Genomic DNA, 18,665 nt, shown 5'->3' on the forward strand with positions numbered 1-18,665 from the left:
TGGAGAGAGGACCGGCTGTGCCCGCCGAGCCGCCGCGGCGCTCGGGGCGAGCTCAGGTCGCGGGCGTCAGCTGCTTCTGCAGCTTGGCGATATCGGCTTTCACGCCGCTCCGCGGGTTCAGTTGCAGCGCACGCTGCAGGTGTTCGACGGCTTGTGCCGGCGCCTTGTCACGCAGCGCCAGGCCGGTGGCCTTGTGGAGCTTGGCCCGCACTTCGTCGGGCATGTCGTTGTCCGCCGTCAGCTGTCCCACCTCGAGCAACTGCTCGGGCGTCACGTTGCCGCCGTCCGGACGGATTGTTCGGTCCGCGATTTCTTCCACCAACAGCGTGGGGAGGTCGCGCTTGTACTTCTCGGGCAGCGGCAGCTCGTGCCGGAGCATGTGGCGTGCAATCTGCAGCGCGCCGTCGATGTCGCCGGTGTCGATACGCCAAACCATCACGGTGGCGACTACCTCATCCGCGACCGGCTCGTCGGCATCCAGCCGACCGGCAACCCAAGCGTCATAGTTCGGGAGCCGCTTCCGCTTTGCTTCGATCTTGCCCTCGATCGACTGGATGCCATGCAGAACGCGCTGGTCTTCCAGCAGCGCCGCCCGCATGAGGCGATAGGGGGCGGAACCATCCGCATCGGCCACGGCCAGCGGCGCAGCGGCATCGGTAGTCGCGGTGATGGCTGCGTGGGTACGTTCGCGGTAGCGGCGGGCGGGGCTGCTCATGAGGTCTCTCCGGTTCGCTGACTCCGGCCGGTGGCACACCACCGGCCGGGCCTTTGCGCTCTCGTCGGGTTATGGGTTAGCTGAGGACGATGTTTTCGACGAACGCCGCCGCGCCGTAGTTCTCGACCACGTAGCCGTCGTTGCTGGACTCGTAGTTTTCGATCCGGTCGCGCTTCGGCGCGTCAAGCACCTGCCGGCGGCGCGAACCTTCCTGGTAGTAGATCGACAGGTTGTCCAGCGTGGTCACCAGCAGCGCGCCCGGCGGGAAATAGGGCACACGAACGGCGGGCAGGCCGCCGATCTGCTTCTGGCTGATGATGATGTCGCTGGCCAGCTGGTTCTGTGCCGTCTGGTCCTGGTTGACCAGCTTGAAGTACTTGTCGTGCAGCAGGCCGCGGCCGCAGATCACCACCAGGTTGGGGTTGTCGCGGAAGGGCTCGTCGATCAGCTCTTCGGTAACGTCGAACACGAGAGCATCCAGGTTCGCGTAGTCCTTGCCGGCGCCCACGGTCACCTTCCCGCTACCGGGTACCACTTCCTTCATCCAGTGCGCCGGGGCTTCGTCACGAATGTGCTGCAGCCAGCCGACGTTGACGTCCTGCAGCAGCGGATGAGCTACGCGGTCGGTGTCGGCCGCAACACTGGTACCGTTCCACCCGATCATGATGCGATCCAGTGCCTGCTGACGGACGATGACGTCGCGCACTCGCGTCTGGAAGTCGGGGAATCGGGCCCAGGCGTCCAGCTGCGCGTACCCGATTGCGTTGTCGAAATTCGTCTTCTCGCAGACATAGCCCTGATCCTTCAGGCCATGTGCGACCGCGGGGTTGCGATCCCGCTGATCGGTGTTCGTGCGGCTGGCGATCGTGCTGGTGGTGCCCAGCTTGAGTTTCTGACCCTTCATCTCCAGCACGGGGGTCATGTTGATTCGCTGGAGGAAGGCGCTCGACAGCTGAATCTGATTCTCCAGCGTCTGCTGGACACTGGGTTCGATCGAGAACTTCGTCGTGACGTCCTGCACGCCATTCAGTTGCGCCAGGCGCGTCAGGTAGGCGATGTAGATGGCGCGGGTCGAATTGCGCATGGTGTGCTCCGTGGATTGGCGGTTTAGGTCGACGTCGTAGGGCCTTCGAGCTCGAATCAGCAGTCGGTGAGCTGGTTGTCGCCGCCGCCGGTGCTCGACGGGCGCCTCGTGAAGCCCGGAATGGCGGACAGCTGCTGAACGACGTCGGCGAGCTCGTCGGCGGTCTGCTTTCGGCTGGAATCGATCGCGTCCATGCGGCCCATCAGCGCCTGCACCTTGTCGCTGAACGCCTTGGTGGCCGCCGTGTGCCTGTTCTCGATCGTCTCGAGAGCGTCGGTGACGGCTTGCAGCGATTCGCCGATCTCCGCGAACTGGCCGTCGTGCGAGCGGCTCTTGCCGGTCAGCTTCGACAGGCGCTCGCGCATCTGCTTGAAGAGCTCAACCACCGTCTTGTCCGAAGCCCCTTCTTCCCATTCGATGGCGACCGCTTCGGACGCCGCGGTGAACAGGTTGTCCTTTGCCTGCTTGCGGCCGGCGAGCGGATTGGCGTCGGGGTGCTGGGCGGCGAAGGTGAGCATTTCCGTGCCCAGACTGGCCGGGCTGTCGGTGACGGCCAGGCCAACCAGATAGGCGCGCCCGGTGTTGGCGAACTTCGGATTGACTTCGATGCTGGTGTAGACCTTCTGCTTGTTCTTCACCATCTCGACCAGATCGGGCGTCGGCTCGACCTGGACGTAGAGCGCGAGCTTGCCCTTCAGGTCGCCCTCGGTGATCTCTTCGGCCTTGGCGGCGGCGACGTCGCCGTAGGCCCGGAACGGGCCATCCGGAAGGATGCCGCGGAAATGCTCGAGGTTCACCCGCGCGCCGTAGGTCGACGGCGAATAGCTCGCGGCCATGTCGGAGATCCAGCTGCGCTCGATGGTGCGGCCATCGGTGGTAGCGCCCTCGACGGCGACGCGGAAGAATTTGCTCTTGGCCATGAACGTGGCTCCGAATGGTGGATGCGAAGGACGCGGCCATCGTCGGGAGGGCACGAAGTGCCAGCAACGCGGGCCGTGTGTACCCATCAACCCGTACACAGCACAGGGCGCACGACGTAATGCGTGACGCGGCGACGATGCCGTCCATGCTCATGCCGCCGCCGCAAATCGATAACCGCCGTTCTGCCCGCGCTCTGTATTGGATGGGCTGGCAGGTGACAGACATCGCTGAGCATCTCGGCGAACCGCGCACCACGGTGCAGAGCTGGAAAGACCGCGACCGGTGGGACGACGCGCCGGTCATCGAGCGCATGGAGACCGCCACCGAGGCGCGCTATGTGGCGCTCGTGCTCAAGGAAAAGAAGACCGGCAGCGACTACAAGGAGATTGATCTACTTGGACGCCAGGTCGAACGCTTCGCGCGCGTCCGCCGTTACGAAGCGCCTGGAGGGCATGAGGGCGATCTGAATCCGGCGATCGAAGCGCGCAACGCTGGTCCGAAGCGGCGCTCCAAGCGTAACGAATTCACCGAAGAGCAGGCGGCGCTGCTGCGGCAGCGCTTCCTCGATTCGCTCTATGGCTATCAGCGCCGCTGGTACAACGCTGGCAGCGAGAGAACCCGCATGATCCTGAAGTCGCGCCAGATCGGTGCGACTTGGTATTTCGCGCGCGAGGCGTTACTCGATGCGGTGGAAACGGGCCGCAATCAGATCTTCCTCAGTGCGAGCAAGGCGCAGGCGCACATCTTCAAGCAGTACATACGGCAGTTCGCTCTGGAAACGTGCGACGTCGACCTCAAGGGCGATCCGATTGTTCTCCCGAACGGTGCCCACCTGTACTTCCTGGGAATGAATGCCAGGACGGCCCAGGGATATCACGGCAATTTCTACTTTGACGAGTTCTTCTGGACCTACCAGTTTGAAGAGCTCAACAAGGTCGCCAGCGGCATGGCGATGCACAAGCAGTGGCGCAAGACCTACTTCTCGACCCCCAGCGCCAAGAGCCATCAGGCATATCCGTACTGGACCGGCGATCGCTATAACCGTCGTCGCGCCAAGGAAGATCGCCTTGAGATCGACACTAGCCATGGGCACTTGTCCGCGGGCTTGCGTTCGCCGGACAAGGTCTGGCGCCAGATCGTCACCATCGAAGACGCCGCGGCAAGCGGGTGCGACCTGTTTGACATCGAAGAGCTGCGCACGGAGTACTCGCCCGACGAGTTCAACAATCTTCTGATGTGCATGTTCATGGACGACGGCGACAGCCTGTTCTCGCTCGCCATGATGCAGGCGTGCATGGTCGACAGCTGGGTGGTGTGGAACGAGCTCAAGCCGCTAGATGCCCGCCCCTACGGCTACATGCCGGTATGGATCGGCTATGACCCGAAGGGCGATGGTACGGACTCGGCTGGCCTTGTCGTGATCGCACCGCCGCGCACTCCGGGCGGCAAGTTCCGAATCCTCGAGCGCCACCGCATCACCAACAAGGATTTCGAGGCGCAGGACAAGTTCATCCACGATGTTGCGCGCCGTTACAACGTCACCTACATCGGGATCGACGCCAACGGTGTCGGCGCGGCCGTCTACCAGCTCGTCGTTAAATGGTTCCCGCTGGCACGCCGCTTCACCTACTCCCCTGACGTCAAAGCGCTTCTCGTCATGAAGGCGCTCAACGTGATCAATAACGGCCGCCTCGAGTTTGACGCGGGTTGTACCGACATCGCCCACTCCTTTATGGCGATACGCAAGACCCTTACCGCGTCGGGTCGCCAGGTGACATTCGAGTCCGGGCGAAGCGAAGAAATCGGCCATGCCGACCTTGCGTGGGCGTGCATGCATGCACTCATCAACGAACCGCTCGAGGGTCAAACCGCGAGCAATAGCAGCGTAATGGAGATTTTCTGATGGCCGAGTCGCCCAACCAGATGCAAGCCTTCACCTTCGGCGATCCGACGCCGGTGCTCGATGGCCGTCAGCTGCTCGATTACGTCGAGAGCTGGAACAACGGCCGATGGTACGAGACGCCGGTCAATATGGATGCGCTTGCACGCGTCTTTCGCGCGTCACCGCATCATGCGAGCGCGATCTACTGCAAGCGCAACCTGCTGGCCGCCACGTTCGTGCCGCATCCGCTTCTGTCACGCCAGGCGTTCGCTCAGTGGTCACTGGACTACCTGACTTTCGGCAACTGCTACATGGAAGAGCAGCGCAACGTGCTCGGGCGCCGCATGCCGCTTCGGCCCGCGCTCGCCAAGTGGTGCCGGCGGAGCTCCACCAAGGAAGACACCTACGTCTACCTGCAGCCGGCCGTCGAGCCGCACGAGTTCGATAAAGGGCGCGTCTTCCATCTGCTCGAGCCGGACATCAATCAGGAGATGTACGGTCTCCCCGAGTACCTGCCTGCCATTCAGAGCGCACTGCTCAACGAGGCGGGAACGCTTTTCCGCCGGAAGTACTACCTCAACGGCTCGCACGCCGGATACATCCTCTACATGACTGACGCGCTGGCCGACGAAGCGCAGATCGACAACCTCCGCACGGCGCTCAAAGAGAGCAAGGGGCCAGGCAATTTCAGGAACATGTTTCTGTACGCGCCAGGCGGCAAGAAGGATGGACTGCAGTTGATGCCGATCAGCGAAGTCGCGGCCAAGGATGATTTCTTCAACATAAAGAGCATTACCCGCGACGACGTGCTCGCCGCCCATCGGGTGCCGCCGCAGGTCCTGGGCATCGTGCCCACGAACAACGGTGGCTTCGGGGATGTGGTTCGCGCCGGCAAGGTGTTCTTCGCCAATGAGATCGCCCCCCTGCAAGCCCGGTTCGCCGAGCTGAACGATTGGTTGGGCGACCAGGTCGTGTCCTTTAAGCCGTACGTGGTGGACACCGCCGAGGGCGCCGCATAGACGGGCCACCACGGCCGGCGGCACTCCGGCCGCCATCGCCGCATTCCCTCACCCAAGGCCGCCGCGAGGCGGCCTTTCTGTTGGCCGTTCCGCAGGCCGCCCGGGCGGGCGGCCCCGGCCGGCGGCGGGGCCGCGGCGGCAGCCAGCACCCGGGCCGCGCGGTCACCCCCACCGCGCCCGCGCACCCTTTAGAGGTCGATTTTGACGCAGTCATCCACAGCCATTTGTTGGCGGAGCCGCGCCTGGTTTCGCCGCAGTGGTGCAGCCAGTGCTTGACGCGTTTTGACGCATCCGGCCTCTATTTACACACGGGTCGGTCACTTGCCGCTCTTGGGCGCCGGAGCAGGTGCCGGCGCGGGCTTCGGAGCTGGGGCGGCAGGCGCTTTTGGCATCTGCGCGCTAGGTGCTCCACGCTCGTTTCCCGAAGAGGCGACTTGGCTCATCAGAGCCGACCTCATGCCATCCATTGCCCATGCGTTAGGGACTTTCTTTTTGCTCATGGCGATTCTCACTTAGTGGTGGAATCAGGGGCCGGCGCAGGGGCGGGCGCGGGCGCAGGGACGGGTGCAGGCGCCGCCGCCGGCGCGGGTGCAGGCGCAGCTGGCATTGACGCACTTGGCAAGCCCTTATCAAAGCGCTGCATTGATGCAGGCTGTACACCTTCCGTGAGTCTTTGAGGTGGTGTGTTTGGAGTGGTGTTTTTTTCGGACATGGACGTAGGCTCCTTTTCGTGGATGTTGGTCCATACGAATGCAATGGTTAGGCCCGTGGCAGCGTAGAAGAACAGGCCGGCCAGCGGATTTATTACTTTCAGGGTCTTCGCGGCCCAACCCTCCCTGTTGTAGTAGTTGTCCTCTTCATCGATGAAATACTTGTGGGCGAATTTGACGCTTTGCCGGTTTGCTTCCCCTGCTATTGGGAACGACGACAGCATCAGCAGCAACGAAACAGCGAACAGTAGCCAGGACGTCTTGATAGCCCATAAGGCGTGTGCCGAAGCCAGTGGCACGAGCTCTTTGATAAACGTTACGGACAGGCCGAGTGCGCCCGTGGAATAGGCCAGAATCGTATTGTCGTACTTATCACTGTTTGCGCGCTCGCGCGTTTGTTGTTCGGTCCAGTAGGCGTCAAACAACACGCGCCTACGCAGCTTATTATCATCAGGTTTTTGCGCCGGCTGCGCTTCCTCAGCTGTTTCTTTAGTCATCGACATGCCCCCTAACATTCCTCTGCGCAAAGGAACGCCCGCACAGAATCGCATCGCTGTAGCGGGCGCAAATCAATTTCCGAGCGCACGCCTAATGCCTCTAAGCACGACGCTCGCCTCTCCGTAAACCATCATCGACTGGCGATCGTTGGTGAAAAGCCCATCAAAATATGTTGCGTACGCGCAGTAGGACATGTCGTAGCCGTCGTTGACTAACTTATCCAGATCTTGAGATACGTTGCCGCCATCAGCCACTTTTTGCAGCGCCAGAAGAAAAGCGCACAGCGCATATCTAAACACCATTAGGTTATAAATTGGTCCTACAAGTCGCGGCGCCTTTGGATTGACACGCGAGTACTGATGAAGGGCTATTTTGCTTACGCCGTCGAGTATTTTGAAAGCCATGTCCCTCGGATAAGGAGTGGCGCTTTTGATGAGCCGCTTTTCGTCAGGCGAGAACTCTGCAGAGAGTTCCTTTACTGCACCAGCGTAATCAGCTAGTCCGGCCTTCATGCGATGGACCTCTTCGTTGGCCCACTGCTGTCGCTCGACCACCTGCTCACGAATCGATGGGTCGTTCTCCATCCGGTGCAGAGCAAGGCAATAGGAGGGATAGTGTGCCGTCCCCGGATGGTCGATGAGGCGCCTTCGCAGTCCTTTTTCTATGCCGGGCAATCTAAGGATTTCTTGTGTGGGCTTTAGAACGATGACTTTCTCAGCATGGTCTTTTAAGAGCTTAAGCGACCAAAGCATGCTTCGTGGCTCGGAGCCCTTGTAGATCTCTATGGCAGATATATCGGTGAGCGCGACGAAATTATGAGGGTGGCGCAGCCAGTCTCCGAGGCTAGGCTCCTGCCGAAAATTTCCATCCAATATGTGAATTTTCTTTTCCAAGACGCGCTCCCTCGCATTGAAGCCAGAATCATCCTGACCACTTGATGCCAGCGAGCGGAATAGCAGCCGGCGGCGCATCGGCAGGACCAGCGATCAGCCTACACCGACACCGATCAACCCGGTTGCCGGCGCCGCCTTTTCGGGAACGGTCTTTGCTCCAGGCTGGCCAGATGCGTGGCCTCGCGGGGCTCCTCCGGGAGCTGGACCCCGAGGCGATCAGCAAGGCGTCGAACGGCTGAACTCCAGGTCGTGCTGTGGAAGCTCAGATGGTGGAGCGCGGTGCAGGCGTCCATGCCATCGATAGGCCCCTCCGCCTCAATCATGGCCAGAAGATGCGCCTGCACCAGTGCAATAGCGGGAATCAGGTTGGCGATTTCCGTCCGTGGGGCGCAGGCATCGAGCCATGGCGACGGCGGATCGAGCTCTTCGACGCGCCAATGGGGGTCCGACAACGACCAGGTGCTCGGGCCGGTCCGGCGCCGCCAGTGCCATAGGGCGATCAGGCGCATGTGGAGGCGCGCCAGGGAGCTGCAGGCGGCGATCAAAAGGCGTCGGGCTTCATCCATCTGCCCAAGCTACGCCCGCGTCGTCTCAGCGCGTAGGAAGGTGCCCCGGTCATCGGCTGTCGCGCGCCGGCAGGGACGCGCCGCACGGACTCGCGGGGCGGTGTCAGTCTCGCAGATCGCCTCAGCGGGCGCCGTACGGCCTTTCCACATTGGGGCGTAGGCAAACCCTGGCAGCGTGTAGGCGCGGCGCTGAGCAGCACTTTCCTCGGGAATGGGACAGGGGGGTTCGGCTATGGGTGATCCCGGTAATGCTGCCGAGAAAGTCATGTAAGCGACTGTTTATGCAGAAGAAAAATATTACCCCAAGAAGGTAACGGCAGGTGACGGAAAAGGTAATCACGCACTAAGTCATTGATTTTGCGTGATCCATGAAGTGCGCGGAATTACTTTTTTTCTTGGTAATCAGTCACCTATAAATCACCTGATGGTTACCTTCCTGCTGCGCATATATCCGATTGATATTTCAAAAGAAAGCGGACGAACCGCGCTACGAGTTACTCGGATTACCTTTTTCCGGGGACCCCTCGAATTTTCCAGCTAGTGGGGCGAGATCGACCCTCGGACCGCGTTGGCACACAGTAACTGCCGTGCCAGTGCTGCGCCGCGCCGTTGGTGGTACATCTGGTGGTACATGCGCATCGGCATCGACAAAATCCTCTTGTGAGAACAAGCGCTTGTGCCGATGTCTGGCGTGGTGCCTCTAGCCACCATTCCTTCCCCTCGGGCAAGGAAGTCGACGAAGACCGCGCCTGGCGCGGTTTTTTTGTGCCCGCCGTACGTCCCTCTCCATCGCACATCCGCATGACCGCTGCTTTGCAGGCGGCGCCCGCGCGCCATGGGGTAAACCCTAGCTAGGGTTCGACCTAGCTGGTCGGCTTTGCCCCGCCGCGGATACTTCCGATTCACGGCCCGGGGGCGATGGCAGGACGCGATCGGTATTTCCTGTCTGCACGGGGCGAGGCCACCACCCATCCGGAGGATGCGGCGGATGTGCCATCCCATCCATCGATGCAGAGGTAGCGCCATGTTCAATGGAATCAATCTCAACTCGTTCACCAACGTCACCCTCAACGCCCTCAGCACCGCCACCGGCCCGGGCGGCCTCGTGACGACGGCCGCCGCGCGTGAACTGGCGACCCAGGCCTTCACCAACGCCATCACCGACAAGTTCGGCCCGGATGCCGGCAACCTGACCAGCGCCGCTTTCCGTGACGCCTTCGGCTCCGATTTCCATTCGGTGGACGGCTGGAACAGCGAGCCGCTGACTTCGGCCGCGAATGCCGCGATCGATGCCGCGAACCACCAGGGCGCGAACGGTGCCTATACCGGCGACGCCGACCGCGCCCGCAACGACCTGCAGGACGCGTTCTCCAAGGCCATCAACGACGAGGCCCTGACCCGCGCTCTCAAGAGCGGCTCCGACAAGGACACCGACGGCGCTGCCGACAGCTGGCTCGTGGCGATCGCCAAGGCGATGGGCAAGATGCTCGGCAACCAGGCGCAGCGCCTGGTGGATCTCACCAACGAGATGTCCAAGCACACCGGCAAGAACGACGCGCAGCAGTTCCAGCAGATCAACGCCGAGTTCTCCGCGCAGTCGCAGATGTTCGGCATCCTGTCGAACTCCTTCAGCAACTCGATCAAGACTATCGGCGACGGCCTGACCACGATCGCCCGCAAGAACTGAGCGAGTCTTCGCCGGTACTTCACGCGCAGGGGCTACCATGCCCCTGCGTTCGTTTTTGGAGGCAGCATGAAACAGTTCATGGCGATGCTGGCTGGGCTGGCCATGGCGTGCGCGACGCATGCGCAATACGACGCCGGGGCCACGGTGGGGCTGGGCCAGGGCGCGCTGCTCAACAACCAGGTCATCGGCTCGAACGTGATGGGCGACGTGATCGCGCACCAGGCGCGTGGCGCGGCCCCTGAGTCCCGGACAGCGATGCCGGTGGCGGAACGCGACCTCGCCGCGTTGCGTTATCGCCCTTCCGCCGCGGTGAGCCAGTCCGTGCTAGACCGCGTCGCACAGCAGTTCGGCGGCAATCATTCCAGTGAATATCGCCAGGCCCTCGTGCGCGACGGCGTACTGAACAAGTTCGACACGCTTCTGCGCGACTACGGTTTCGCCAATCGCAACGTGGCCGATGCCTTCACTGCCTATCTCGTGTTGTCGTGGGAAGTAGTGAACGATCGCGATGCCGACGCCTACCGCGGCGGCATCGATGCGCTACGCACGCACATGCGCGCTGCCATGGCACGCAATCCGCGCATCGCTGCGCTCGCCGACGCGCAGAAGCAGGAGCTGGCGGAGACCTTCGGCTACCTCGCCATGATCGCGGCCGGCACGCGCAACCAGCTCGAGCGCAGCGGCGATCGCGCGGCGCTTGCCCGTCTGCAGGACGGAGTGAACAGCACCGCGCGCAAGATGGGCGTAGACCTGCGTGCAGTCGCGATGACGCCGCAGGGTTTCGTCGCACGCTAGGGAAACTCCCAGCTAGCCATCGCCGACATCGCGCGCGACAGTCGCGCCAGTCGATGAAGGGGATCGCCATGAGCGAGACGGCGGAACGACGCGGTGCGGCGCGGAACTTGCCGGCCGGCGCCGGCGATGGCAGCGACAGCGAAGTGGCACGTGGCCGCCGCTTGCGGCTGCGCACACTCAGCTACGCGGACATCCCCTGGCTCAGCCTTCTCTACGCGCAGGCACCTGCCCAGCCGGTGCTGCTGGACGAGAGCCCGACGCGCTTCATCGAAGTCGCGGCGCTGGTCGCGCGCGTCAACCAGGTCTACGAACGACATCGAGGCCTGGGCGTGTGGCGGGCCGATGCGCTCGAGGGTGGCTTCATCGGCACATTCTCGTTGATGCCGGTGGAATCGACGGGCGAGGTGGAAATCGGTGCGCGCCTGGCGCCGGAAGCATGGGGGCGCTGGTACGCGATCGAAGGCGGGCACTTGTTATGCCGGCGTGCGTTCGAGCTGCTGCATCTGCCGCGCGTGGTGGGTTATCTGCATCCAGACAATACGACCGGTGCGCTCATCCTCGGGCGACTGGGGTTCGCGGAAACCGGTTCGGCCGAGTACCGCGGACGCGCTGCGCGCCGCTTCGCGCTCGAAGCGACGAGCTGGCGCAAGGGCGCCTCGTGATAAGCGCGCCTTCGACGTTCAAAGACGATGCACGATCCAGCCCGGCGGCACCGGCGCGGGCGCGTCGCCGCGTAGCGCGGCGCGCACCACCTCGTCGGGCGTGCTGCCGGGGCGCTGCCAGCGCTGGGCCAGGCGGCTGAGGATATCGCGCGTATCGCGCGTGTAGGTGCCCTCCAGCTCGCCGCCCGCGTCTGAGCCGAGCTTGCCGGCGTATAGCGCACGCAACTGCGGATTGAGGTCGAACAACGCGAGCAGCTTGCGCACCGCGTCGGCGTACAGCGCCTCTTCGAGCATGGGGCGCTGGGTCTGCTGGCAATGCCACACGGTGAGATATTCGATTGGACCGAGCAGGCGCCGGCGATTGAGTGGGTTGAGCGCGGCGTCGCCGCTGGAGCTGCCCCAGGCGCTGAGGGGGCCGCTCGGCAGGTCCATGCGTTGCGCGGCGGTCGCCAGCAAGTCGGCCAGCAGTTGTTTCGCTTCCGTGTCTTCGCTCTCGGCGACGATCAGCAGAATCTTCAGGAACACCGGGTAAGCGTCATCGCCTAGCTGGCGCACCAAGCGCTTGGCCAGGGCCAAGCGAAGCTCGACCGAAGGCTCCTGGCGCAACGCACCGATCAGGCGCCGGGTCGTCTCCAGCAGCGGGGCGGCCAGGGGTTGCAGCTGGGCGCTCATGCGCGGCGCTCGCCTTGCTTCGCCGGCTCAGCCGAGCGGGGCCAGGATGTGGCTGACGAGCTGATCGAGGTGTGCCGCGCCCGTCGGAGCCGTCACGCCAGAGGGGCCCAGCACGCGTTCGGCGGCGCTGGTGCCCGCCCACACGTCCAGGCCAAGCAGCTGGTTGCCGTTGCTCGCCTGCAGACGTTGCGCGAGGCCCTGTCCGACCAGCGCCTGCGCGGCGCCGATGCCCTCGAGGGACGGCGCTAGCGGACGCGACTGGAGCTCGGAGAGGTTCATGGCACCTGAAGTGGGTTCGATGCTTGGCATCAGTCTAGGTCTCGCATGGGCGCTGCATCAGCTGGGGTAATCCCTAGGTGGTCGCCGGCGGCGGCCCCGTCCACACTGGCATTCAGGTCACGGTGCGCACCCAACGCGGGGGCGTAGCATCGGTTGACCGTCATGCACGAGCGGACTCCTCATGGCCGGGCAGAACAAGGACAGCGGTGACCGCACCGAAAAACCCACCCCCAAGCGCCTGCGGGACGCCCGCAAGGAAGGCGACGTCCACAAGAGCCGCGAGCTGACCAGCACGGTTCTGGTCCTCGCGTGGCTGCTGATGGTGATGATGGGCATGCCGCTGATCCGGGCCCGGCTGACCGGATTGTTCGACACCGCCCTGCTCGGCCTCAATCAGCCATTTGGCCAGGCGCTGCATACGGTGGGCCTGGCCACGCTGGAAGGCTTTCTCTGGCTCACCCTGCCCTTTCTGCTCGGCGCCGTGGCCATCGGAGTGATGGTCGAATTCCTGCAGGTGGGCCCGGTCTTCGCGCCCAAGAAACTCAAGCCCGACGCTAGCCGCCTCAATCCCGCCGAGGGCATCAAGCGGCTGTTCTCGCAGGAGAACCTCATCGAGGTGATCAAGGCCATCGCCAAGAGCGGCCTGCTGATCGGCCTGTTCGCATGGGTTCTGTTCGGCCTGGTGGGGCAGTTCGTCGAGTTGCCGTACGCCACGCCCGAAGCCATGGGCGAGGCGCACTGGGTCGCGGTGAAGCGCCTCGCCGCCGGTGTGATCTTCGTGTTCTTCTTCGTTTCCGTGCTCGACGCGTTCTACCAGCGCTACGCGTACAGCAAGAAGATGAAAATGAGCCGGCGCGAGATCAAGCAGGAACTGAAGGACAACGAAGGCGATCCGATGATCAAGGGCCGCCGTCGCCAGCTGCATCAGGAGTGGTCGCAGCAGAACACGCTTGCCGGCGTGCGCAGCGCCAGCGTGGTGGTGACCAACCCCACCCATCTCGCGATCGCCATCCGCTACCAGCAGGGCGAGGACGACCTGCCAGTAATCGTCGCCAAGGGCGAGGATCACGAGGCGGCGTTGATCCGCCAGGCCGCCGAAGAAGCCGGCGTGCCGATCATGCGCAACGTCACCCTGGCGCGCGGCCTGTACGAGAAAGTGGACGTGGACGACTACCTGCCGTCCGACTTCTTCGAGGCCGTGGCGGAGCTGCTGCGCTGGGCCGAATCCATCCGCGATTCGCGGGACGGCAAATAAGAGCGGCGGCCCTCATCGCGGATGCCATCGCCTAGAGAATGGACTGCAGTACCTTCAGCAACCCGCGATTCTCATACAGCTTGCGCATCACCACTTCCACCATGGCACCCAGGGCCAGCAGCAGCACCCAGCTGGATAGCCACGCCTTGATCGGCATCGCCAGCGCGAACACGTTGAGCTGCTGCGCATAGCGGTTGACCAGGCCCAGCGCGATGTCCACCAGCGACATCACCACCAGGGCCGGCGCCGACAACACCAGCACGGCCGTCATCAGGTAGTTGAACTGCCCGACGAAGAAATCCATGCCGCCCGCCTTCAGCGGCGGCAGCATGCTCGCCACGGGCCACAGCGCGTAGCTGGACATCAGCAGGTCCAGGAACACGGTGAACGCGCCGCTGACCATGAACAGCCACGTGGCCAGCTGCATCAGGAACACACTGGTCAGCGTGCTCTGCTGGCCGGCGATCGGGTCCATGTCCATCGCCATCGACGAGCCCGCCTTGGTATCCATCACCGCGCCGGCGGCGCCCAGCGCCCAGAACACCATGCCGAAGCAGAAGCCGATCAGCAGGCCGATGAATACCTCCTTGCCCAGCACCGCGATCCAGGTCGCCCCGGTCATCACCGTCATGGTGGGGCTGGCTGCCGCGGCGAGCGGATAGGCCAGGATCGCCAGGCTCACGTAGAAGCTGTTGCGCACCAGCGCGGGCACCGTTTCAGACGTCATCAGCGGCAGCACCAGGAACGCCGCGACGATGCGCGGCAGGGTCAGCGCCACGCCAGTGAGCTGGTCCCCCAGGAATTCGACCGGAAAGCTGCTCGCCATCGTCGGCCTAATGCAGCATGCCCGGGAACCCGCTGAACAACCGGTCCGCGAACTTGTACAGCGTGCCGCCGAGCATGGCCGCCGTGCCCAGCAGGGCCACGACCACCACGATGAATTTCACCGCGTAGGGGAAGGTCTGTTCCTGGATCTGCGTGGCCGCCTGCAGGAACGCCACCAGCAGGCCGGCGATGGCGGCCGCGATGATCGGCGGCGCGGACAGCACCAGCACCAGCCAGAGGGCTTCGCGGGCGAGCTGGATTTCCTGGTCGTACATGCGCCCCCCCCTATTGGTACGTCATCACGAGACCATGGATGAGCTTCGCCCATCCGCTGAGCAGCACGAACAGCAGCAGCTTGAACGGCAGCGACACCATGGTGGGCGACAGCATCATCATGCCCATCGCCAACAGGATGTTGGACACCACCAGGTCGATGACAAGAAAGGGCAGGAACAGCAGGAAGCCGATCTGGAAGGCCTGGGTCAACTCGCTCACGGTGAACGCCGGCACGATCACCAGATAGTCGTCGGCCGTCAGATCCGCCTGGCGGTCCGGCGGCAGCAGGCGCTTGGCGCTCTGCAGGAAGAAGGCGCGCTCGCCTTCGTTGCTGTGCTTGATTAGAAACCCGCGCAGGGGTTCCTTGCCGGACTGCACCAGTTGACCGAGCTTCTCCATGGTCATCGGACCGGGCGCCTGCGTGCTCATCTGCGTCTGCACGTCGCGGTAGCTGTCCATGATCACGGGGTTCATCACGTAGATCGACAGGATGATCGCCAGCCCGTTGATCACCACGTTGGGCGGCACCTGCTGCAGGCCCAGGGCGTTGCGCAGCAGGCTGAGCACCACCACGATCTTGGTGAAGGACGTGACCATCACCGCGACGAACGGCGCCATCGCCAGCGCCACCACCATGGTGATGACGAGCGCGGGCGAGAAACTATTGAAATCCATGCTCACCTTCCCTTTGCGCGATGCGTACGCCAAGCCATTCGCCCAGCCGCAGCACCGAGCCCTCGCCGAAGCGGCGGCCGCCCAGCATGATTCCCACGGTGGCGCCGACCAGTGCGCCATCGGCATGCAGGAGGCTTCCCGGCCGCAATCCGCCCAGGTCGTCCAGGCTCATGCTCAATCGCGTCACCAGGAACAACGGGCGCGCTGCGTCGTGGCCGAACGCCAGCAACGGACGGCTCGATATCGTCCACTCGCCCTGCCGGCGCTGCACCGGCCAGCCCTCGGGCAGGCCGAATACATAGCGGGCGGCGTCCTCGTCCGGTTGCAAGCGGCCCTCGACCTCCGTCTCCTGGCCGATGACCATCATGTCGCCGGCGGCCAGCGCCGCGACCGCCGCCGCGTCGAGCGGGCGACCCGGGAGCAGAAGGCGCAGGGACAGCGAGGCCGCATCGCCGATGACCGCCGGGTAGGCCGCATCGCGACGCCACTCGGGCCGTGCCGCCAGGGCCTGCACGTCCGGTTCGGCCAGTCCGACCCAGCCACTCGTCGCCATGCCGTCGTGGCCTTGCCATACGACGCTCAGCCACAGTTTGTCCCGTTCACCTCCCATCGGCAGGAAGTCCACGGGCAGCGCCGCCTGGCCGATCAAGGCATTCAGTGCCGCGACCAGTGGCTCGTGCGCGAGCGACCAGGCCAGGAGACGCGCGTCGCCTTCGTAGTCCTGCCAGCGCGCGTCGCCCAGCGGACTGTCGCCCTGCTCCCGTTCCAGCGCGAGCCAGAGCGAACCGTGGGCATGGTCCAACCGCACGCATGGCAGCCCGGCGGCATGGCGCTGTCCGCGTCCGGCATGCAGCGTCAGCACGCCCTCCGTGCTGGCGTGGGAAAGCGCATTGCCGCGCGATAGCAAGGCGCGCGCGGCGGCAAGCAGGCCTTCGCCCGGCGGGGACACGGCCGATACGGCCTCGATGGCGGCCACGCGTCAGCCCTGGCCCAGCACGGCGCGGGTGAGCTCGACCACGTTGTGCGCGCCGAGCTTGGCCATGAGATTGGCGCGGTGCAGTTCGACCGTCTTCGGGCTGATCTTGAGGTCGTCGGCGATCACCTTGTTGAGCTTGCCGCTCATGATGCCGTCCAGCACCTGGCGTTCACGCCGGGTGAGGTTCGCCAGCGCGCCCGACGCGGCCTGCGGCGCATGCGCCGACAGCGCGGACTGGATCGCCTCGATCAGCAGCGGCGCGTCGAATGGCTTCTCGATGAAATTGGCCGCGCCGTGGCGCATCGCGTCCACCGCCAGCGGTACGTCGCCATGGCCGGTGACGAAGATCAGCGGCAGCGACAAGCCGCGGTGCGCCAGTTCGCTCTGCAGCTCCAGTCCGCTCATGCCGGGCATGCGGATGTCGCTCACCACGCAGCTGCGCGCAGGCGCGGGATTGCGCGAGAGTTCCTTGAGCAGCGCCTCCGCGCTGGGAAAGGCATGCACCTCGAAGCCGGTCTGTTCCAGGATCCAGACGCAGGAATCGCGGAACTCCTGGTGATCGTCCACCAGGTAGATGCGGGTGCCTTGGGCAGATGTCATGCAGCGTTCCCTCGTGGCACGGTGAACGCCATGGCGCAGCCGCCGCGCCCTTCCGGGTTCGGTTCGGCGAACAGGCGTCCCTCGTGGTACTCGACGATCGAGCGGCAGATGGCCAGGCCGATGCCCAGCCCATCGGGCTTGGTGGTGTACAGCGGCGTGAACAGCCGCTGCATGTCGGCGGCGCCGAGGCCGCAGCCCTGGTCCAGCACGCGGATCTCCACCATGCCGTCGTAGTCCAGCCGCGCGGTGACGCGGATGCTGCGGCGTGCCGGCGGCGTTTCGCGCATGGCCTCGATCGCGTTCTTGATCAGATTGAGCAACACCTGCTCGATCATCACGCGGTCGGCAAAGATCGGCGGCAGGTCGCCGGGCAGCTCGTTGACGATGGCGACCTGGAACTGCTCGGCCTCCAGGCGCAGCAGCTCGATCACGCCGTGCACCAGCGCCCGCGCATCGAGGTTCTGCCGATACGGCTCGCGGCTGCGTACGAACTCGCGAATGCTGCCGATGATCTGCGCCGCGCGCTCAGCCTGCCGCCGTGCGAGGCGGATACCCTGCAGCAGGTGGCTGCCTTCGGGCGCAGCGCCGGCCAGCTGCTCGCAGCCGGCAAGGTAGTTCACGGCCGCGGCCAGGGGCTGGTTCAATTCATGCGCCAGCGTGGTCGCCATCTCGCCGACGCTCATCATCCGCGAGGTGGACAGCAGCTGCTCGTGTTGTGCCTGGTGACGGCGCAGCAGGTCGATGCATTCGCTGATGTTGGTGATGAACAGCGCCTCGGCCGGCGCGCCCGTCGGCGGCTGGCCGTTCTCGATGCGGTACCAGCGCCGCGTCTGCGCGGCGTAATAGATCGGCTTGCCGCCTTGGCCGCTGGTCTGCTCGAACGCGCCGTCGAAGCGTTCGCGCGACAGTCCGCTGTCGGCCGGCGCGGCCTCGAACTGGGGGAACTCGTCGCGGAAGGCGGTGTTGTAGGCCAGAGCCGACCCGTCATGCTGGTCGAACACGATGCAGGGCCAAGGTACCGCGTCGATCCATGCATATCCCTGGGCGGCATCGGCGCTCATCTTCCGTGCGGGCGGCGGCTTGCGGTCAATCCGGGTCACAGGCATCGTGACGGTCCTTCGATCAGGCGTGTTGCGATTCGTCCCCCAACGAATGACACGGCGGCCAAGTTTTACTGCGTCGTATTGAATAGGAATAATGCCATGAAGAGATTACTCCGCAACGTCATGGCCGGATTATCCTGGCCGTCCGTCGCATTAGCTGCCGATACGCCCGCGGGCGGCAGTCTCTGGTTCGGCCTTTTATTGCCGCTGATTGCGGTGTGCGCGGCCCTGGTTGCATGGCTCTGGTGGCTGCGCAAGGGGCAGGCGCTGCGCGGGTCCGGCGGTCCCCTCAAGGTGGTGCAGGCCCTGGCCGTAGGCGCCCGCGAGCGAGTCGTGGTGGTGGATGCGCAGGAGCGCCGGCTGGTCCTTGGCGTCACCGCGCAGCGCGTCGAGCTGATCGCCGAATTACGGCGTGATGACAACGCGAAATAGCGTGATGAATATCACGTACCGGGCGTGATTCAAGCGAACGTTTCTATTATATGTGTCGCGTGAATTTCATATTCACAAAAATGAATCCTAAAACCTAGGGTTTTCCCTAGGTATCGATTTTCAGGGGTGCTGTGTAGGTT

21 protein-coding genes are annotated in these 18,665 nt (G+C 64.1%); 7 read left to right on the top strand and 14 right to left on the bottom strand.

What is annotated here, in order from left to right:
• Nucleotides 1-52: 52 nt before the first annotated feature.
• The 3 genes from gpM to RKE25_RS02680 all read right to left on the bottom strand — a co-directional run bounded on the left by gpM (nt 53) and on the right by RKE25_RS02680 (nt 2,719).
• Nucleotides 53-715, bottom strand: a complete 663-nt coding sequence (gene gpM / locus RKE25_RS02670) for a phage terminase small subunit (RefSeq protein ID WP_311840724.1) — start codon at nt 713-715, stop codon at nt 53-55.
• 76 nt (nt 716-791) lie between these two features.
• Nucleotides 792-1,799, bottom strand: coding sequence for a phage major capsid protein, P2 family (locus RKE25_RS02675; RefSeq protein ID WP_311840725.1), 1,008 nt, complete (start codon nt 1,797-1,799; stop codon nt 792-794).
• A 56-nt stretch (nt 1,800-1,855) separates the two neighbouring features.
• Entirely contained in the window at nt 1,856-2,719 is an 864-nt protein-coding gene (locus RKE25_RS02680; RefSeq protein ID WP_311840726.1) for a GPO family capsid scaffolding protein, read from the bottom strand.
• A 137-nt stretch (nt 2,720-2,856) separates the two neighbouring features.
• Between RKE25_RS02680 and RKE25_RS02685 the strand changes: the two genes are divergently transcribed.
• Together RKE25_RS02685 and RKE25_RS02690 are read left to right on the top strand one after the other, a co-directional pair.
• The gene (locus RKE25_RS02685) at nt 2,857-4,623 is read left to right on the top strand and encodes a terminase family protein (protein ID WP_311842311.1); all 1,767 of its coding nucleotides are present in this window, start codon (nt 2,857-2,859) and stop codon (nt 4,621-4,623) included.
• A complete protein-coding gene (locus RKE25_RS02690) occupies nt 4,623-5,621 on the top strand; it encodes a phage portal protein (RefSeq protein ID WP_311840727.1) in 999 nt (332 codons plus the stop codon). The genes RKE25_RS02685 and RKE25_RS02690 overlap by 1 nt, the downstream gene beginning before the upstream one ends.
• Nucleotides 5,622-6,129: 508 nt before the next feature.
• Here the strand turns inward: RKE25_RS02690 and RKE25_RS02695 are convergent.
• From RKE25_RS02695 to RKE25_RS02705, 3 genes are all read right to left on the bottom strand, one after another.
• Nucleotides 6,130-6,834, bottom strand: coding sequence for a hypothetical protein (locus RKE25_RS02695; protein ID WP_311840728.1), 705 nt, complete (start codon nt 6,832-6,834; stop codon nt 6,130-6,132).
• A gap of 66 nt (nt 6,835-6,900) precedes the next feature.
• Complete coding sequence (locus tag RKE25_RS02700; RefSeq protein WP_311840729.1) at nt 6,901-7,800, bottom strand: hypothetical protein; 900 nt, start codon at nt 7,798-7,800, stop codon at nt 6,901-6,903.
• A 35-nt stretch (nt 7,801-7,835) separates the two neighbouring features.
• A complete protein-coding gene (locus tag RKE25_RS02705) occupies nt 7,836-8,231 on the bottom strand; it encodes a hypothetical protein (protein ID WP_311840730.1) in 396 nt (131 codons plus the stop codon).
• A 1,081-nt stretch (nt 8,232-9,312) separates the two neighbouring features.
• On the opposite strand from RKE25_RS02705, the gene RKE25_RS02710 reads away from it, so the two are divergent.
• The 3 genes from RKE25_RS02710 (at nt 9,313) to RKE25_RS02720 (ending at nt 11,432) form a co-directional block, all read left to right on the top strand.
• Complete coding sequence (locus RKE25_RS02710) at nt 9,313-9,975, top strand: hypothetical protein (RefSeq protein WP_311840731.1); 663 nt, start codon at nt 9,313-9,315, stop codon at nt 9,973-9,975.
• Between the two features lie 66 nt (nt 9,976-10,041).
• A complete protein-coding gene (locus tag RKE25_RS02715; RefSeq protein ID WP_311840732.1) occupies nt 10,042-10,770 on the top strand; it encodes a DUF6683 family protein in 729 nt (242 codons plus the stop codon).
• A gap of 68 nt (nt 10,771-10,838) precedes the next feature.
• The gene (locus RKE25_RS02720; protein ID WP_311840733.1) at nt 10,839-11,432 is read left to right on the top strand and encodes a GNAT family N-acetyltransferase; all 594 of its coding nucleotides are present in this window, start codon (nt 10,839-10,841) and stop codon (nt 11,430-11,432) included.
• A gap of 18 nt (nt 11,433-11,450) precedes the next feature.
• Here the strand turns inward: RKE25_RS02720 and RKE25_RS02725 are convergent, their stop codons facing one another.
• Nucleotides 11,451-12,104, bottom strand: a complete 654-nt coding sequence (locus RKE25_RS02725) for a hypothetical protein (protein ID WP_311840734.1) — start codon at nt 12,102-12,104, stop codon at nt 11,451-11,453.
• Between the two features lie 27 nt (nt 12,105-12,131).
• On the bottom strand, nt 12,132-12,383 hold the full coding sequence (locus tag RKE25_RS02730) for a hypothetical protein (RefSeq protein WP_311840735.1): 252 nt from the start codon (nt 12,381-12,383) through the stop codon (nt 12,132-12,134).
• Between the two features lie 181 nt (nt 12,384-12,564).
• On the opposite strand from RKE25_RS02730, the gene sctU reads away from it, so the two are divergent.
• Nucleotides 12,565-13,638 carry a type III secretion system export apparatus subunit SctU gene (gene sctU, locus RKE25_RS02735; RefSeq protein ID WP_311840736.1) on the top strand — a complete coding sequence of 358 codons (1,074 nt, stop codon included), beginning with the start codon at nt 12,565-12,567 and terminating at the stop codon, nt 13,636-13,638.
• A 31-nt stretch (nt 13,639-13,669) separates the two neighbouring features.
• Here sctU and sctT read toward each other — a convergent pair whose 3' ends face one another.
• From sctT to RKE25_RS02765, 6 genes are read right to left on the bottom strand one after another with little or no spacing between them, the layout of a single operon-like run.
• The gene (gene sctT / locus RKE25_RS02740) at nt 13,670-14,464 is read right to left on the bottom strand and encodes a type III secretion system export apparatus subunit SctT (RefSeq protein WP_311840737.1); all 795 of its coding nucleotides are present in this window, start codon (nt 14,462-14,464) and stop codon (nt 13,670-13,672) included.
• A gap of 7 nt (nt 14,465-14,471) precedes the next feature.
• On the bottom strand, nt 14,472-14,738 hold the full coding sequence (sctS, locus tag RKE25_RS02745; RefSeq protein WP_311840738.1) for a type III secretion system export apparatus subunit SctS: 267 nt from the start codon (nt 14,736-14,738) through the stop codon (nt 14,472-14,474).
• 10 nt (nt 14,739-14,748) lie between these two features.
• Nucleotides 14,749-15,414, bottom strand: coding sequence for a type III secretion system export apparatus subunit SctR (gene sctR, locus RKE25_RS02750; RefSeq protein ID WP_311840739.1), 666 nt, complete (start codon nt 15,412-15,414; stop codon nt 14,749-14,751).
• Nucleotides 15,401-16,390, bottom strand: a complete 990-nt coding sequence (locus RKE25_RS02755; RefSeq protein WP_311840740.1) for a hypothetical protein — start codon at nt 16,388-16,390, stop codon at nt 15,401-15,403. Before RKE25_RS02755 ends, sctR begins: the two co-directional genes overlap by 14 nt.
• A gap of 3 nt (nt 16,391-16,393) precedes the next feature.
• Complete coding sequence (locus tag RKE25_RS02760; RefSeq protein WP_311840741.1) at nt 16,394-16,990, bottom strand: response regulator; 597 nt, start codon at nt 16,988-16,990, stop codon at nt 16,394-16,396.
• Nucleotides 16,987-18,096 carry an ATP-binding protein gene (locus RKE25_RS02765; RefSeq protein ID WP_311840742.1) on the bottom strand — a complete coding sequence of 370 codons (1,110 nt, stop codon included), beginning with the start codon at nt 18,094-18,096 and terminating at the stop codon, nt 16,987-16,989. The genes RKE25_RS02760 and RKE25_RS02765 overlap by 4 nt, the downstream gene beginning before the upstream one ends.
• 96 nt (nt 18,097-18,192) lie before the next feature.
• Here RKE25_RS02765 and fliO point away from each other — a divergent pair, with 96 nt between their 5' ends.
• Complete coding sequence (gene fliO, locus RKE25_RS02770) at nt 18,193-18,525, top strand: flagellar biosynthetic protein FliO (RefSeq protein ID WP_311840743.1); 333 nt, start codon at nt 18,193-18,195, stop codon at nt 18,523-18,525.
• The last annotated feature ends 140 nt before the right edge of the window (nt 18,526-18,665 follow it).

Source organism: Dyella sp. BiH032, assembly GCF_031954525.1.
Lineage (GTDB): Bacteria > Pseudomonadota > Gammaproteobacteria > Xanthomonadales > Rhodanobacteraceae > Dyella_D.

Coding starts and splice junctions, on each gene's coding strand:
- gpM (WP_311840724.1), bottom strand. CDS start 715: ATGAGCAGCCCCGCCCGCCGCTACCGCGAACGTACCCACGCAGCCATC.
- RKE25_RS02675 (WP_311840725.1), bottom strand. CDS start 1,799: ATGCGCAATTCGACCCGCGCCATCTACATCGCCTACCTGACGCGCCTG.
- RKE25_RS02680 (WP_311840726.1), bottom strand. CDS start 2,719: ATGGCCAAGAGCAAATTCTTCCGCGTCGCCGTCGAGGGCGCTACCACC.
- RKE25_RS02685 (WP_311842311.1), top strand. CDS start 2,857: ATGCCGTCCATGCTCATGCCGCCGCCGCAAATCGATAACCGCCGTTCT.
- RKE25_RS02690 (WP_311840727.1), top strand. CDS start 4,623: ATGGCCGAGTCGCCCAACCAGATGCAAGCCTTCACCTTCGGCGATCCG.
- RKE25_RS02695 (WP_311840728.1), bottom strand. CDS start 6,834: ATGTCGATGACTAAAGAAACAGCTGAGGAAGCGCAGCCGGCGCAAAAA.
- RKE25_RS02700 (WP_311840729.1), bottom strand. CDS start 7,800: ATGCGCCGCCGGCTGCTATTCCGCTCGCTGGCATCAAGTGGTCAGGAT.
- RKE25_RS02705 (WP_311840730.1), bottom strand. CDS start 8,231: ATGCGCCTGATCGCCCTATGGCACTGGCGGCGCCGGACCGGCCCGAGC.
- RKE25_RS02710 (WP_311840731.1), top strand. CDS start 9,313: ATGTTCAATGGAATCAATCTCAACTCGTTCACCAACGTCACCCTCAAC.
- RKE25_RS02715 (WP_311840732.1), top strand. CDS start 10,042: ATGAAACAGTTCATGGCGATGCTGGCTGGGCTGGCCATGGCGTGCGCG.
- RKE25_RS02720 (WP_311840733.1), top strand. CDS start 10,839: ATGAGCGAGACGGCGGAACGACGCGGTGCGGCGCGGAACTTGCCGGCC.
- RKE25_RS02725 (WP_311840734.1), bottom strand. CDS start 12,104: ATGAGCGCCCAGCTGCAACCCCTGGCCGCCCCGCTGCTGGAGACGACC.
- RKE25_RS02730 (WP_311840735.1), bottom strand. CDS start 12,383: ATGAACCTCTCCGAGCTCCAGTCGCGTCCGCTAGCGCCGTCCCTCGAG.
- sctU (WP_311840736.1), top strand. CDS start 12,565: ATGGCCGGGCAGAACAAGGACAGCGGTGACCGCACCGAAAAACCCACC.
- sctT (WP_311840737.1), bottom strand. CDS start 14,464: ATGGCGAGCAGCTTTCCGGTCGAATTCCTGGGGGACCAGCTCACTGGC.
- sctS (WP_311840738.1), bottom strand. CDS start 14,738: ATGTACGACCAGGAAATCCAGCTCGCCCGCGAAGCCCTCTGGCTGGTG.
- sctR (WP_311840739.1), bottom strand. CDS start 15,414: ATGGATTTCAATAGTTTCTCGCCCGCGCTCGTCATCACCATGGTGGTG.
- RKE25_RS02760 (WP_311840741.1), bottom strand. CDS start 16,990: ATGACATCTGCCCAAGGCACCCGCATCTACCTGGTGGACGATCACCAG.
- RKE25_RS02765 (WP_311840742.1), bottom strand. CDS start 18,096: ATGCCTGTGACCCGGATTGACCGCAAGCCGCCGCCCGCACGGAAGATG.
- fliO (WP_311840743.1), top strand. CDS start 18,193: ATGAAGAGATTACTCCGCAACGTCATGGCCGGATTATCCTGGCCGTCC.